Origin of the sequence: Burkholderia sp. MSHR3999 (assembly GCF_000833595.1) — a bacterium.
Classification (GTDB): domain Bacteria; phylum Pseudomonadota; class Gammaproteobacteria; order Burkholderiales; family Burkholderiaceae; genus Burkholderia; species Burkholderia ubonensis.
In genome coordinates, this window is sequence record NZ_JRFO01000004.1 from 1 (window position 1) to 14383 (window position 14383).

The 14383-nt window shown below is 59.5% G+C and carries 11 protein-coding genes, 5 pseudogenes and 1 other annotated feature; of the genes and pseudogenes, 4 read left to right on the top strand and 12 right to left on the bottom strand.

Features of this window, described 5'->3' with window-relative positions:
• Positions 1-123: 123 nt before the first annotated feature.
• The 5 genes and pseudogenes from KY49_RS35415 to KY49_RS12715 form a co-directional block, all read right to left on the bottom strand.
• Positions 124-385, bottom strand: a pseudogene (locus KY49_RS35415) (GlsB/YeaQ/YmgE family stress response membrane protein).
• 160 nt (positions 386-545) lie between these two features.
• Positions 546-1709, bottom strand: coding sequence for an OmpA family protein (locus KY49_RS34460; protein WP_052495648.1), 1164 nt, complete (start codon positions 1707-1709; stop codon positions 546-548).
• Between the two features lie 565 nt (positions 1710-2274).
• Positions 2275-3329 (bottom strand): annotated as a pseudogene (locus KY49_RS12700) (IS3 family transposase); the annotation flags it as partial.
• Positions 3115-3231 (bottom strand) — a sequence feature (AL1L pseudoknot). It overlaps the preceding pseudogene by 117 nt.
• 281 nt (positions 3330-3610) lie before the next feature.
• Positions 3611-4630 carry an IS110 family transposase gene (locus KY49_RS12710; protein WP_042585031.1) on the bottom strand — a complete coding sequence of 340 codons (1020 nt, stop codon included), beginning with the start codon at positions 4628-4630 and terminating at the stop codon, positions 3611-3613.
• 128 nt (positions 4631-4758) lie between these two features.
• A pseudogene (locus KY49_RS12715) lies at positions 4759-4938 on the bottom strand (IS3 family transposase); the annotation flags it as partial.
• Positions 4939-5296: 358 nt separating this feature from the next.
• On the opposite strand from KY49_RS12715, the gene KY49_RS35420 reads away from it, so the two are divergent.
• A complete protein-coding gene (locus KY49_RS35420) occupies positions 5297-5542 on the top strand; it encodes a hypothetical protein (RefSeq protein ID WP_082062337.1) in 246 nt (81 codons plus the stop codon).
• 1113 nt (positions 5543-6655) lie between these two features.
• A complete protein-coding gene (locus tag KY49_RS12720) occupies positions 6656-6949 on the top strand; it encodes an H-NS histone family protein (RefSeq protein ID WP_042585033.1) in 294 nt (97 codons plus the stop codon).
• Between the two features lie 306 nt (positions 6950-7255).
• On the opposite strand, the pseudogene KY49_RS12725 reads toward KY49_RS12720, so the two are convergent.
• The 3 genes and pseudogenes from KY49_RS12725 to istA form a co-directional block, all read right to left on the bottom strand.
• Positions 7256-7597: pseudogene (locus tag KY49_RS12725) on the bottom strand (integrase core domain-containing protein); the annotation flags it as partial.
• Between the two features lie 247 nt (positions 7598-7844).
• Positions 7845-8639: an IS21-like element helper ATPase IstB gene (istB, locus tag KY49_RS12730; protein ID WP_042585034.1), complete on the bottom strand. Its 795-nt coding sequence runs from the start codon at positions 8637-8639 to the stop codon at positions 7845-7847.
• A pseudogene (gene istA, locus KY49_RS12735) lies at positions 8636-9895 on the bottom strand (IS21 family transposase). Before istA ends, istB begins: the two are co-directional and overlap by 4 nt.
• Before the next feature lie 19 nt (positions 9896-9914).
• On the opposite strand from istA, the gene KY49_RS37140 reads away from it, so the two are divergent.
• Positions 9915-10301, top strand: a complete 387-nt coding sequence (locus tag KY49_RS37140) for a hypothetical protein (RefSeq protein WP_156162490.1) — start codon at positions 9915-9917, stop codon at positions 10299-10301.
• Entirely contained in the window at positions 10298-10471 is a 174-nt protein-coding gene (gene tnpB / locus KY49_RS12740) for an IS66 family insertion sequence element accessory protein TnpB (protein ID WP_082062338.1), read from the top strand. The genes KY49_RS37140 and tnpB overlap by 4 nt, the downstream gene beginning before the upstream one ends.
• A 191-nt stretch (positions 10472-10662) precedes the next feature.
• Here the strand turns inward: tnpB and KY49_RS12745 are convergent, their stop codons facing one another.
• The 4 genes from KY49_RS12745 to KY49_RS12755 form a co-directional block, all read right to left on the bottom strand.
• Complete coding sequence (locus KY49_RS12745) at positions 10663-11079, bottom strand: type II toxin-antitoxin system VapC family toxin (RefSeq protein ID WP_042585035.1); 417 nt, start codon at positions 11077-11079, stop codon at positions 10663-10665.
• Positions 11076-11324: a FitA-like ribbon-helix-helix domain-containing protein gene (locus tag KY49_RS35425; RefSeq protein WP_080402744.1), complete on the bottom strand. Its 249-nt coding sequence runs from the start codon at positions 11322-11324 to the stop codon at positions 11076-11078. Before KY49_RS35425 ends, KY49_RS12745 begins: the two co-directional genes overlap by 4 nt.
• A gap of 1441 nt (positions 11325-12765) precedes the next feature.
• A complete protein-coding gene (locus tag KY49_RS12750; protein WP_331456546.1) occupies positions 12766-13089 on the bottom strand; it encodes a type II toxin-antitoxin system RelE/ParE family toxin in 324 nt (107 codons plus the stop codon).
• The gene (locus tag KY49_RS12755; protein WP_042585036.1) at positions 13086-13355 is read right to left on the bottom strand and encodes a type II toxin-antitoxin system ParD family antitoxin; all 270 of its coding nucleotides are present in this window, start codon (positions 13353-13355) and stop codon (positions 13086-13088) included. The genes KY49_RS12750 and KY49_RS12755 overlap by 4 nt, the downstream gene beginning before the upstream one ends.
• Positions 13356-14383 lie beyond the last annotated feature (1028 nt).

Genomic DNA, 14383 nt, shown 5'->3' on the forward strand with positions numbered 1-14383 from the left:
GGCGCGCTCAGCCGCGGACCCTCAGATTGCCGTTGAACGCCTGTAGCGCGATATCGTGCGCGGACAACGCGCCGACCGTCATGAACGGCACGCGCTACCGGCGGAGATCAGATCGAGGCCTCGTCAGGAAAGTGACCAGCGAACGAGGCGAATGGCAAAAAGCAAGACTACAGCGCCGATTACCGCGACGATGATAGATCCAACGATGCCTCCGCCCACGCTAATATGCAGCGCGGACGCAAGCCACCCGCCAATGAATGAGCCAACAATCCCGACGATGATATCGACGAGAAGCCCAAAAACCACTTCCAGCGACAATCATCCCAGCCAGCCAGCCGGCGACGGCACCAATGACCAGCCATACAACCAAGTGTTCTAGTGACATAACCTTCTCCAATTTTTAAAAATCCTGCTTATTGCGCATTGGCATACCGTCGAAATCGCCCGTGTGATAAACGCCGCGAACGGTTGCAACTGCATCATTGAAATTCACACGAATAACGCGCCGCGTAGCCTCGCCGGCATACAGCGCGTGCTCGTCTGCGTTACTGGACGTGAATCTCGACGCGGCGATCTTTCGAATCCGACGTGCCGCCGCTCACCTCAAGCGGCTTGTCCAAGCTGATGCGTGATGCATCGATCCCGGCTGCCATCAGAGCCGCCTTAACCGACTCGGCACGTTTTTTTGCAAGCTCCGCGTTCAAGGTCGGGTCTCCGCTCGAATCCGTGTAACCCGAAACACTCGCCTTCGACGAAGGGTTGTCCGTCAAATATGCCAAGACGTCCTTAGCCTTGCCAGCAAAATCTGACGACAGTTCCGCCTTGCCGTACTCGAAATAAATCTTGAGCTCGGGCTTCCCTTCCATCATCGCGGCGATGATCCCCGCGCCCTTGGGGATCGCGTCTGCCACAGCGCTCACTGTGCTCGAAGCCGGCGCCGCTGCGTCCGACGATTGAGACATATCCGGTGTGCGCTTCGAGCAAAAGCCAAGAAACAGGAGCGCTAAAAGTGCCAGCAATATCAGACCAAGCCACAACCATTTCCGCTTATGCGTAGCGGCCTCCCGCTCGATACCCGATTCCGCCCGCCTCACCTCGGCCCCGGTTGCGCGCATATCATCGCGCAGGTGATGACTTTCCCCGCTAAGCCAGGCGGCAATACCAGCAAACCCCAGCGCACCAAGCAGCCTTTCAGACAGGCGTCCCTTCAGGTAACGTGACTGAGCTTCCAGCACCGCGCTGAGACTCGATGTAGTTAGCGGTCCCGCGGTGGTCGCGGCGTGCCTAATTGCCGCCAATACAAAAGACGTTACCATCTCGGCGAGCAGCGCCGCATTTTTCGACATCAGCCCGCTGACGCCGGAGAGTACGCCGTTGAACTCGTGGATTTTGGAGCCAAACAGGAGTTGCAGCGCCAACTTGCCCGTCTCGACCAGTTTGGACGTTGCTTCTCCCCCGGAAAACATACCTGAAAGATCACGGGTAAGCAGATCGGGGGTGACGTTCGACGCATGCAATACATGCAAAAGCGACTCAGTTCCCGTCGAGGTCTTACAGAGATGCACGATACCGCCTAGCACGTTCGCTAGTGCGCCATCGAAGCCGTGAATCACCGCGATGCGAGATTCGTTGAGAAATGCCGGTGCCTGTTGCGCGACCGGCTCGCTAAGGAGCGATTCGAGTGATTTTAGAATGTCAACTTGACTCATCTCGACTCCTTAAAGTTGAATTGCATGTAACAAACCATTCCCCATCTTCGATTCCTACCTTCCTTCTGGATGAACCAACGCATGCCTACCGGGTTCCCCCTGCGGTTTCCGTCGGTCTGTTCAGAAACACGGATAGCTAAACACTATGGAAAAATCTCACATCTTGCAGGGGTAAACGTTCTACTCGTCGCGCACACTGATCGGAACAGATCGCTTGTGGATGACCTTTTCCTCACGCACGTAATCACTGGACACCGTGGTCGTGAGTTCCCACAAGTTCCAGTACTACTTCATCACGTCGTAAGCGATACCGGCCGATTCGATGAAGTATCGTTTTCAAGGCGTCACCCCAAACTCAGCCTTAGTTCGCGCGCAATCTACTAGGATGTTATGCCATTTGCGCGGCGGGCGTGATCAACAATCGTCAATTCCGATGAGCGCGCTATCAGACGGGGCAGCGACAGAGGCAGTCCTTGTAGCAGCGGCCTGCCGCCCTGTTGATCAACTATTGTTAAGTCTTGCCATGCAATCTGAACCGCGACGGGAATCATGGAGGCCGGTTGGTTTAAGTTAATGCGGGCACTTCAGCATCATTTTTGAGTTGCCTGTAATAGTTTGCCTCGGCTTCGGCAGGCGGGATATAGCCGAGCGGTTCCATCAGCCGATGATGGTTGTACCAGGCCCCCCATTCCAGGGTCGCCAGTTCGACGGATTCCCGCGTTTTCCACGGGGCGCGTCGATGAATCAGTTCCGTCTTGTAGAGACCGTTGATCGTTTCAGCCAGCGCGTTATCGTAGCTGTCGCCACGGCTGCCGACGGACGGCTCGATACCCGCCTCGGCCAAACGTTCGCTGTACCGAATGCGGACGTATTGAGCCCCCCTATCGGAGTGGTGTATCAATGCCCCATCGTCGCCCGGTTGGCGCGCGTACAGCGTCTGTTCAAGCGCATCCAGAACGAAGTCCGTGCTCATCGACGAACTGACGCGCCAACCGACGATGCGACGGGCAAACACGTCGATTACGAATGCCACGTACGGCCAGCCTTGCCATGTCGAGACATACGTAAAATCCGACACCCAGAGCTGATTCGGTCGATCAGCCTTGAACTGCCGGTAGACTCGGTCCAGCGGGTGCGGCGCGCTCACATCTGGAATCGTCGTGCGAACACGCTTACCGCGAACTGCGCCGCGCAAGCCCTGCAGCTTCATCAACCGTCCGACCGTGCAGCGTGCCACCGCAATGCCTTCCCGGTTCATCTGCTTCCAGACCTTCGGCACGCCGTAGACCCGCATGTTGGCCTGCCAGACACGCTTGATCTCCGGTTGCAAAAGCTCATCGCGTTTCGCGCGGGCGCAGCGTTTCGACGGATCGCGAAGTTGTGCTGCATGGCGTCGGTAGCCTGACGGGGCAATCCGCAAAACCTTGCAGATCGGCTCAACCCCGAAGGTGTCGCGATGCTGATCAATGAAGGCCTTCAGGACTTGAAACGGCGGTCGAGCTCCGCCTGGGCGAAAAATGCGCTCGCCAGCTTGAGAATCTCGTTGGTACGGCGCAGTTCCTTGACCGCACGCTCCAGGACCTTGATGCGTTCACGCTCGGCCGTGCTCACGCCATCACGTTCTATATGAACGCGTCCCGTTTGCAACAGTTTTCGAATGTTCAGACAGACAGGATGGCTGCAGCTCTATATCCGGCCTTGTTGCAGCCGATCCTGCCGCTGCGGGCCTCTATGAAATCCGCTGACTCGCCCCTCATTCTCCTGGCGAGCTCGAAGCTCGTCACGTGATTCAGGTTTAGCAAGTCCCGGTCCTACCTGACTTGTCATCACACTCGATTGCTGCGCAACCTTTCGACGTTCACCCTGTGTTAAACGTTGGTCTTCTACCTCGCCTGAGCCGTTCAGACCGGTTTCACGCTCAAGTAGTCCTTCTGATACGGCCGGTCATGGGCCAGTACCGCCCAGATCGTGCGCGCCATCTTGTTCGCTAGCGCGACGATCACCACATTCATCGGCCGCCGCTTCTTCATCTGCTCGACCCACGGGCCGGGCTCCTTCGCATGCGTCAACACGCTTCGCGCACCATGGATCAGCAGCGTGCGCAAATATGTGTCGCCTCTCCTGCTGATTCCGTGCAGGTTCACCTTGCCGCCCGAGCCGGTCTGCTTGGGCACTAATCCGGCCCATGCCGCGAACTCTCGCCCCGAGCTGAACGCTTTCGGATCGCCCATCATCGCCACCGCCGCCGTGGCCGTGAGCAACCCGACGCCGGGTATCTCGCTGATCGCCTTTACGGCCCGCTCTTCCTTCTTCCAGTCGCGCATCCGGCGCTCGATTTCGGCAATCTGCTCGTCCAGCCTCGCCAACCCGTTCCACTGCTCGCGCAACGTCTCGATCAGCGCCGCCGGCAAGCGCTCGGTGATCCGGCCAAGCACGGCCGGTATTTCCTTGTCCAGCTTCGCCCGGCCCTTGCTCATCACCTCGCCGTATTCCGTCAGCAAACCGCGCAGTCCGTTGCTCTGCATCGTGCGGAACTTCACCAACTGCTCACGCATGCGGTGCAGCGCCAACATCGCCTGCTGCATCTCGCTCTTCACCGCCACCGGCTTGCCCGGCTGCTGCACCGCCAGCCAAATCGCCCGCGCGTCCGCCGCATCGTTCTTGTTGCGAATGTTGAACGCTTTCACGAACTGCGCCGGCATCAGCCTCACCTCGTGACCCAGCTTCGTCAATTGACGGGCCCAGTGGTGCGCGCCACCACACGCCTCCATTCCGATCAGGCACCGCGCACGGTTGGCGAAGTGCTCCAGAAACTTTGCCCGCTTGATCGGCTTGTTCACGATCTCTCCGCTTTCCTGATCGACGTAATGCACCTGGAAAACCTGCTTGGCGATATCTACGCCTACGGCCATACTGTTCATCGTGGATCCTCCGGTTGCCGGGAAATGCTTGCATTTTCCACCTGGGCACTTCGATGCCGTCGGCCCGTGAGGATCCACCCACTTCCTCTGCTTTCACTGCCTCGGGTGGGACGCGTTCATTTCAATTCCCCACGATCGATCTCCTCGCGCTTGACCCAATCCAGCGGCGTCTGCGGCGTACAGCCGATCATCGGCGCAATCGATTCGACCGCCGCCCACATCGAAGGATGTTCATTACGCTGCTCACGTACCAGACGCACTGCGCGCTCCCGCACTTCCGGGGAAAACTTGGTTGTCTTCTTGTTCATGGCTCGATTCTCTCAAGAATCCGAGCCTCCACAAAATTCGGTGCAGTTCAGGCGTCCGAATAGACAAAAAGGACAGTTGAGGCGCCATGGGCATCTCAGAGCGCCCGTCTATGCCGTACTTCAATTTCTTGCCAGTACGCCACGCAGCGGCGCACTGGCGAAATATGCGTAAGAGGTCGTAACGACGTTTTACCTGACCGTGAGACATGCTCGGCCAATGAAAGCATAATGCAATGAATATCAACAATTGTCATATGCAGTCTGATTCATTTGGGCCTCGTCAACCAAAGAACAATGTGCGCCGTTCTGGCAGCGTGGGCACATAATCCCCCACGTGATTCCAACATCGAGGTTCCCCATGAAGAAACAAATCGCGGTTGTCGCCCTGGCTGGTCTGTTTTCCCTCGCTGCATACGCGCAGGCGTCGAATCCCCAAATGGCGCCCTCGCAAAGTACAACGATGGCGCCCGCACCGATGGTCAAGCAAAATGCGACGCCGCCGGTGGACCAAGCGGCAAACAGCACTGCACCGATGAAGCACAAGCATCACCATCGCCACCACCATCATCACCAGGCTGCGGCATCGAACGCCACCCAGTCCTGATTTTCAGGTAAACCGAAGTGCTGCTGGTCGCGGCGCTTCGGTGAGCGCGCTGGTGGCCCGTGCCAATGCGAATTGGAATATGCGGGCTGTTGTAGTTCATAGGCCAAGGCGTCATCTCCGTTGCCAATAGAGGCGTTCATCGCAGCGACCACGACGATATTGCGGGGCAGTCAGAGTCGAGAAATCGAGGTTTCCTGACAATGCATGTGAGCCGGCGAAATCAGTAGGAATAGATTGGCATCCGAAAGTCCTGGTGTTCACCTTACACGCCGTGCTTATCAGACTTCAAGCCGCTCGCGAAACAACGAGCCCCATGAGTAGCAACACTTCGACGGCGTCAAAGATCGTCAATTCCGGATCTCGCAGGTTGGGGGCCGTGTATACAGTGGCGACAATCTGCTCGCCTTCTTGGGTGAGGGCTAACCGATAGTGGGTGGGGGCGTTCTTGGCGGGGGCAGATCTCCCTTTTGCGCATTTGAAATTCGAATGACATTCATCCTTCCACACAATCCGAGACAAGATCGACGCCTACGGGCCGAGGCGCAGTTACTTGAGGCAACTGCAGACGACAGATTCGTCTATGACTCTCTTCGTATCGTCACCGAAGCGAGCGAGCGCATTCGCGTTTCGCGTTTGCCAATGACTGACTCGAGATTGGTCGATATTTGTGATGATGTTGATCGCGAGCGAGAGGTTACTGTGGGTGGACTTGCCCCTGTAACTCCGGACACGCGCTAGAACGAACTCATCAATGTTGCGAATCAGGTGTTCGACAGATGTCCATAACGACACCATCTGAGAAGACCGCGCCCGCACATCTGAGTTTCTTTTCCGACAGCCAGAAGGGGCGCAACCAGGGCGAAGGTCAGAAACATTACCGGTACGTCGTGTTCGTGATTGGAGCGGCCCCACGTATCTGAGGACATGAGGACTTTCTTAAAATAAGGGATAGTCTTGTGCCTATCAGTAAGCCTAGTCATTACGTGGAAAGCATCGAAATTCTGACCGAGCCGGAGCGCCATCGTCGCCGCACGGCGCAGGAAACACGGGTACTTGACTTCGCATCGGACGAGCTATGTCATTCATAGCTATCATATTCAACCACACAATCCTATGCCAACCTACGAAGAACTGCTCCGGCAACGCGACGCGCTCGACGCCCAGATCGCCACCGTTAAATTCCAGGCGCGAGCGGGTGTCATCGAGGAAATCAAGCGCTTGGTTGCGGAATTCGATATTGCTTCGCGCGAGATCTTCGGCACGACGCGGTCTCAGCCGCGAGTCAAACCGCCGACGAAATATCGCAATCCCGCGACAGGCGAAACGTGGAGCGGTCGCGGACGCGAACCTGCATGGATCGCCGGCCGTGAACGAACAGCGTTCTTGATCAATCCCGACAGCGAATAACACCGAAGCAACGCCCCGTTCGCATTCGCATCACATGACCCGTTGAACCCGTACAAGCAAAGAACAATCAGGCTTTCGATGCACAACCGCTATCTGACTTACCGACTCCTCGCAATATGCGGCGCTATCGTGCTGCTCGCGTGCAGCAGTGTCGCGCGGAGCGAATACCGCGAGCAATGGCTAGGCACGGCGGAAATGCAGCGGGAAGCTGACGCCCAGCGCGTACCCACGTCGAAGTCTGCACGCGCCACCGGTATTCCTGAGTGGGCAAGAAAGCACTCGTTCCACACTGACCTGCCCCCCGTTTTAGTCCGAACTGCAGTTGGAGTCCGAGGTTAAAAACTGCTGCTTCTCATCGTGCGCCTGGGCGAACTGCGCAGGCGTCAGATAGCCAAGCGAACTATGAGGCCGCCCGGTGTTGTACTCGACTCGCCATTCCTCAATCAGCCGCTTGGCGTGGCGCATTGAGACGAACCAGTGCTCGTTCAGGCATTCATCGCGGAACCGCCCGTTGAAGCTCTCGATGTAGGCATTTTCGACCGGCTTGCCAGGCCGAATGAACGACAGCGTGACACCTGCTTCGTAGGCCCATGCATCCAGCACCTTACCAGCGAACTCCGGTCCGTTGCCGCGCCTGCTCGCGCGTGGCAATGCGTTGCATGCGGGGCTGTGCGCGACGGGCTTCAACCTGCGCTGGTTGCTGCGCGCGATTACCCGACTGGGCATCGGGCCAGTCTTGTTGCGCTTGCTTCGGCACGTCAAAAGTGCGGCCTTCGCGCATTATTACCTCACCATAGCCCGGCAATTACGGATGGGCGTACCTGTCAACGCCGATTTAAATCTGATCCACTTTCCGGCGAATCGCCGAAGTAAAACTGACCCACCCGGGCTCCTGTCACGCGGCTGCCTTCGCGCCGGCCCGCGTGCTCGTTTGTCCTGCTTTGCGCTTGTCCTTTAAGCGATGGCTCTCACCGCTGATTTGCACGATGTGCGCGTGATGCAGCAGCCTGTCGAGCATCGCGGCCGTCAGCGTCTGGTCGTCGGCGAACGCCGAGGCCCATTGCGTGAACGGCAAGTTGCTCGTCAACACGATGGCACCGCGCTCGTAGCGCTTGGCGACGACGTTGAAGAACAGGTCCGCTTGCTCGCGCCCAAACGGCAAATAGCCGATTTCGACGATCAACAGGCTGTTACGGGCGAGGAAGCGCACGCGCTGCGCCAGGTTGCCCTCCCGCTCGGCCTTGGCCATCGAGTTCACAATCTCGGCCAGCGAGCCGAAGTAGACGCTCTTGCCGGCGCGCACGGCTTCCACGCCCAATGCAATGGACAGGTGCGACTTACCCGTGCCGGGCGGCCCCAGGAAGTGAACGGTCTGCCGTCGTTCGATGAACTCAAGTTGCGCAAGCGTCATGATGCGATCGCGATCCAGACTTGGCTGGAAGCTGAAGTCATAGCCGGCCAGCGTCTTGATCGTGCCGAGTCGCGCGGTCTGCAGCGCCATGCGGATGCGGCGGGTTTCGCGTGTTGTGAACTCCTCGCCCAGCAACGTTTCCAGCACTTCGAGCATCGAACTGTCGCCTTGCTCGAAGCGGTTCAGGGTGGCGTCCAGCGTTTCGAGCGCGCGCGGCATGCGCAAGCCGACGAGATAGCGTCGGATGCGTTCCAGTGTCGAGGCGGGCATGCTGCTCATGCGGCCCTCCCGGCATCCGCAAGGCGTCTTGCGACTTGGTCATAGAACGACAGGGGCCGTCGAGCCACGGCCGCCGTCACCGATGGCGCTGGGTGTCGTGCCGGTTGCTTACGCTGGTTTGCGCGCCGATGACCGGGTAACAGCGAGGTTCGTCGCCGGCCTTCCAGCACGGGATGAACCGCCAGCAGTTCACCGTCTTCGTAGATGCGGATCTCGTGAGCCAGACTGTGGACGTCGAGCGTGCGCTTGCGTGTACGATCGGGCACGCTGTAGTAGTTGCCACCGACCGAGACCAGACCTTCGTGGCTCACGCACCGCTCGAGCCGGATCACGCCGTTGACGGTGCCGGCCGGCAACGCCTGCAGAGTGGGACGCTCCTCGCTGAAGTGTTGAGCGACGACGCGGTGTGTGGTGCCGTGCACGCGGACATTGGCGACCATGTCGAGCCCACTCGCCCAGTTGGCGGTTCAGGTCGGCGAGGTTCTGGAAGCGGCGCGCCAGGAAGAAGTCCTGCCGGATATAGCGATACGGCCGCTCGACCTTGCCCTTGGTCTTGGCGCGATACGCCTTGCAGGCGCGCGGCGCGAAGCCGTAGTGCTACGCAAACGTGACCAGCTTCGCGTTGTAGACGATGTGCTTCTCGACTTCGCCCAGCACGGCCGCCTTCATCCGGTCGTACAGAATCTCGCGCGGAGCGCCGCCGAGGTGCTCGAACGCTTCCATGTGGCAGCGCAGGACGGTCTGCAGGTCCTGATGCTCGACGAAACGTCCCCAGAGATAGCGACTGTGCCCAAGCACGATCGAGAACAGCCAGATCGAACGCCGCTGGCCGGGCGCGTCGTCGAACTCGACATTGAAGTGCGCGAAATCCACTTGAGCCTGATGACCGGCGGGCGTCTCAAAGCGCACCTCGAAGCCGCGTTGGCGCGGCGGCCGGACTTCCCGAACCAGGTCGCCCAGCGCCGTGCGGCCGCCCGCGTAACCCATCGCCCGGATCTCGCGCAGCAGACGTTCGACGCTCAGGTCGGGAAACTCGCGTACACGTTCGGTGACGTAGTGGACGAACGGATCGACCACGCACGGTCGCGGCGCGCGCGCGGACCGTAACGTGGCGCCTGAACGCCATTCCTGATGTATTTACGAACGGTCTTGCGGTCCATACTCAGTCGAGCAGCGACGGCCGAAATACTCAGCCCTTGCCGATGCAATTCCAGAATCGTCATCATTTCCTCCAGCTCGACCACTGATACCCCCACGACGGATCTCCAGGGCGATATGGTCGGCGATCGACAGGACGGCGCCACTACCGCGGCGCCGTCAGACAAAAAACTGGGGAAAATTACTTCGACGAAAGTGGGGAGTATCTATCCGACGCTGACACTCGGGTCATATCTGACGATCCATAACGGCTGGACCACGGCGATGGTGGACTTGTTCACCATCGCCTTAACGGACGACGCGAACCCGGAGGCGATACTGCCGGTGGTCGTTGACGAAGCTACCGCACCGCCCGCTCCATCGCCAATGGCAATTGATACTCCCGGTGCGACTGGCGTACCGCTTGGCTCGATCCAAATCCAGCACGGAAAGACGTCGATTCGTATCGAAGGCACGCCGGATTCGGCCGTGCTGCGCTCCGTTCTTGATCGCATTCTACGATGATCGGCTTGCCTCAGAACACCCGGATCTGGATCGCGGCCGGTACGACGGACATGCGCTGTGGATTGAATTCGCTCGCCGCGAAGGTGCAAACCGTGCTGGAGAAGGATCCGTTCTCCGGTCATGTGTTCGTGCTCAAAATTCAATCGGCGCAGACAATCTATGCGGTCTAATTCCCTAACAGTCGACTCGCCTGCACGTTTGCAATTCCGATACAAACGCAGAAGAAAAATCAGTTGTACTAAGGGCATATGAAGCCCTTGGATCACATGAGTCAATTCGCTCTGCTCTGTTTACCCGCCCCTAAACGTCTGGGCAAGCCCCCTCTCGGACAAAGCTCCGTCAACTTGATAGCCCATACAGTTCATTGCCACGGATCGAGCAACTCGACCCCGCAGCCAGTAAAGTCTTTGATATTACGGGTTGCAACTGCGGCACCGCGCGATCGTGCAATTGCTGCAATCATCGCGTCGAACTGACTCACCGGCGTTCCAGCGAGCCGTCGATCGGCGGCAATCTCTGCATACGCGTCAGCCGCGTCCCAATCGAAGCTCAATACCCGCCCAGCAAAGTCGACATCAAATATGGCCTTAACGGCAGTCATCAGACCGTTTCGGCGCGCGCCAGTGGGCAACAAGCGCACGCCGTAAAGCATTTCCCCTCGTGTAAGAGCGGTCGTGAACAGTGCGGCGCGGGATTGCCCCGCAAACCAGTCCACTACGCGCAAGTTCGGGGCCGGTCGCAGTAACTCGGAAAGGACGTTGGTATCGAGGACGATCATGAGCCGAATTCGTCTGGTTCGCGAATTGGCTCACGCGCGGGTAGCTCGAGCTCGATACCCCCGAATGACGCGATCCGTCGACGGATCGTGTCGACGAGTGTGTTGCCTTGCGGCGGTTCGACGGAAAGCGCGCTCCGCAGAATGTCACGCGCTTCTTCCTCCATCGATCGACCGTGGCGCGCAGCCTGAACGCGTAGCCGAGTCTTAAGTGGTTCGTCGAGATTGCGGATGGTCATTGCAGCCATGCACCCTCCCAGTATGTCATCAATGATGACATTGTAGTCGATGATTAAACTGTATCCAATGGTTCGATCTCAACTCAGGCACCGTCATGCGCGGACGAGCTTTGTTCGCCGCGCGCTTCGTCAGCGAACTCGCGTCCGCCACCGACATCGAAGGCCGCCCCTGCCTAGAACGCCAGCGGACGGACCACCCTTCGCTCCGAAGACGTCGAATCGGTGCTTCCCAAGCGGAAAGTGCCACATTGACCGCGCTTTGGATCATTGTGGGATAACGCAGGCGTGGGTCAACGTTCAGTCGTAGGACAATTGCTCGCGAACGGTCGGCCTTGACCAAAGGGGGGGTAGCAACATCGGGCAAGAATGTAACATTTACTACAAATCACGTCTCAAATACCACATTCGGCCTGTGCAAGTCGGCGCGGACCTCAAGAGCACTGCCCTGAGGATGTTTCCGTGCTGCAAGGCCCGATTTCCCGTGAAACACTAGGTGAAAATATCTCTACATGTCCCTTGAATGCCTTTCTCGACTTGGCTTTTGCGAGATCGTGAGAGGTCGCAGTACTGTTTCACAAAGCCCACAGATCGGACCGGCAACTGTCCCAAGATTTCAGCGATTCCTTTCCACCTCGCGAGATCTGAGCCTTTTGTCTCCGTCGCTTCGAAATGAAAATAATGGCACCGTCACACCTGTCGCCGTCAGAAGATACTCTCCGCTTTCGTCGCAGTGATCGATGATTGCCCCCGTTTCGACACACGCCGGGGCTCATCCGGGATGGACACGGCATCCTGCTCAACCAGTCCGGACGAGACCTCCCATCGACTGTAGCCCAACAAAGCTGACAGCCCAAAGTGTCCCATCTGCTAAGCGCAGTTATCAGATGGGACATTTCCGTCACGGCGCCTGGCGCGCGCCGGTGGCGGCCCCCCAAACCCCGCCCAAGCCGGTCTCAGGGGGCGTGCCGCCCCTGCGGGGTCGGCGGGCGCAGGCCGCCCCGTGGAACACGGAGCAAAACCGAGGGGCAAGGGAATACACGGTCGAGCCGGCGTATCGGATGATCCCGATCCCGCGCCGACGTGATGTTGGCGTCCGGGCCAAGTAGGTCGGGCACGCGCGCAGAAAACCCGGTCGCAGCCGGGTTCGTGGCAGGGCGGACGGCCGGCGCCACCCGCCCTGCTCCCCTGCAGCATCCAAGCACTCACCGCCATAGCCGGCCGTTACCTGTCAATCCAGGCGGCTTGACAGGTACAGGCCCCTGCGGGAACTACGCTGGGATGGGAGGCTCGGGGGAAAAGCGAAAGTAGGTGGCGGGAGGAAATGCGCACCGCGCTCGCGTTGCAGGCAGTGCGGCGTTGAGCGACGCCCGCGCCTTGACTGATCGACCGGCCGGATGGGAAAGTCATCCCAGGCGGTGTGCCGCCGTCAAATTGGTGACCAGCCGGCGCCTCAGTCGTCGAAGCTTGCCCGAAACTCGGCCGCATAATCCTGGCCACCGTAGTACACGCCAAGCACCGCGACTTGGTCGCCGGCGATCCGGTATGCGATCACCGTGCGGCCCCGATAGTGCGTGACGCGCAGGCCGTCGAGCAGGTCGTCGCGCGGCACACCGCGGGCAGGGAAGCGCGCGAGCTGCTCGCAGAAGGAGACAATCGCGTCGACGTACTCGGCCGCTGTGCGCGGCGCGCCGGCGGCGGCGATCGCGTCCTCGAGCGCGGCCAGTTGGTCGCGCGCCTCCGGGGAGAAGACGACGCGGTAGCGCAGGCCGCTCAACGCGACGACGTGCGTCGCTTGGCCAGCGACGCGCGGACGTCGGCCGCCGACAGTGAGCGCGACGGATCCGCGTCGAGCGCGTCGGCCGCCGGCACGACGGTCTCGCGTAGCCACGCATCGATCGCGCGGTCGCGGGCGGCGAGCGCGCGCAGCGCGTCGCGAATCACTTCCGACTCGGTCGCATAGGCACCGCTGGCGACCCGTTGGCGCACGTTGTCGGCCATCTCGTTCGGGAGCGTGATGCTCATCTGCTGGGTGGTGCGCATGGCGACCCTCCTACATCAATAGGATTTAATCCTACTTCATTTTCGCGACGACGTCACGGCTTCCGAAGCCGCACCAATGTCTCCGCATCTGGCATGCATCCGATCCGGTCGGTCCCCTTCGGGCAGCGGCTGCGGCACCGGCGGTTCGGATTGCCTCACCGTTGTGAACACCAAGTGCGGGCTGGCCAGCCTCGCACACGGCCATAAGCGAGATGTATATACAGTGCTGCAAACGTACGCCTGTCGAACTTTGGCATCCGATTATTTATAGCGGCGTAACTGAGCTGCGCACGATCTCCGACAAGTAATCTGGTTGCCGCGTGACGCTCTGCGATCTCGCCGACCAGTCCCCGCATTCCGCGGAAATACTTACCGCCCTCCCCCGCCTAGCGCACCGAACCGCCGCCATCGAGCTCGACCAGCCGGCGGTACTGCGTGTGGACGAGACGCTCGCCGGCGACAAAGAACACAGGCAATGCCATCCGTTGGGACGGACAATGCGGGCGCAATAGCTAGTTGGCTCAGCGCCAATGGTTGCTTCGGTGCGGCATTCCGAGCGGGGCGCGGGATATGCCGTTGGCGCAAGCGCGGTCTAAAACCATTCTTGCATCTTGCGGCATTCCTCCCCAGCAAGGTGACGAAAGATATGAACCCGCTGGAGCAAAGAATCGGACGCTTAACCGCCGCATCTAGGCGTGCGGGAACTGCGGGCCTGACCTGCCACGCTAAAGGATGGCGTGAAGCCTCGAGGGCGTTTGACTTTCTTGACTCAAGGTGGGCTCAATCGGACTTGGCTCGCCAATCCCAAATCCCTGCCACCGCTCGAAGATTAAAGTAACCCGAATCGGCTGGAGGGCGACTCGATGGATTCTCCACGTGGAGAATGGCGCTTACGAACTCGGCCTGCATGCGGTATCGGCCGAATCTCCACCTAGCGATTCGGTGATACGTTCCGGCGCGGAGAATCGGCCAGTCATCGAATGGCTACGCGTGCGGCGCGTTCAGTGTCCCATCCCGGCCAGCATCGC

Coding starts and splice junctions, on each gene's coding strand:
- KY49_RS35425 (WP_080402744.1), bottom strand. CDS start 11,324: ATGGCTGCAATGACCATCCGCAATCTCGACGAACCACTTAAGACTCGG.
- KY49_RS34460 (WP_052495648.1), bottom strand. CDS start 1,709: ATGAGTCAAGTTGACATTCTAAAATCACTCGAATCGCTCCTTAGCGAG.
- KY49_RS35420 (WP_082062337.1), top strand. CDS start 5,297: ATGAAGAAACAAATCGCGGTTGTCGCCCTGGCTGGTCTGTTTTCCCTC.
- KY49_RS37140 (WP_156162490.1), top strand. CDS start 9,915: ATGGTCGGCGATCGACAGGACGGCGCCACTACCGCGGCGCCGTCAGAC.
- KY49_RS12720 (WP_042585033.1), top strand. CDS start 6,656: ATGCCAACCTACGAAGAACTGCTCCGGCAACGCGACGCGCTCGACGCC.
- KY49_RS12710 (WP_042585031.1), bottom strand. CDS start 4,630: ATGAACAGTATGGCCGTAGGCGTAGATATCGCCAAGCAGGTTTTCCAG.
- istB (WP_042585034.1), bottom strand. CDS start 8,639: ATGAGCAGCATGCCCGCCTCGACACTGGAACGCATCCGACGCTATCTC.
- tnpB (WP_082062338.1), top strand. CDS start 10,298: ATGATCGGCTTGCCTCAGAACACCCGGATCTGGATCGCGGCCGGTACG.
- KY49_RS12755 (WP_042585036.1), bottom strand. CDS start 13,355: ATGCGCACCACCCAGCAGATGAGCATCACGCTCCCGAACGAGATGGCC.
- KY49_RS12745 (WP_042585035.1), bottom strand. CDS start 11,079: ATGATCGTCCTCGATACCAACGTCCTTTCCGAGTTACTGCGACCGGCC.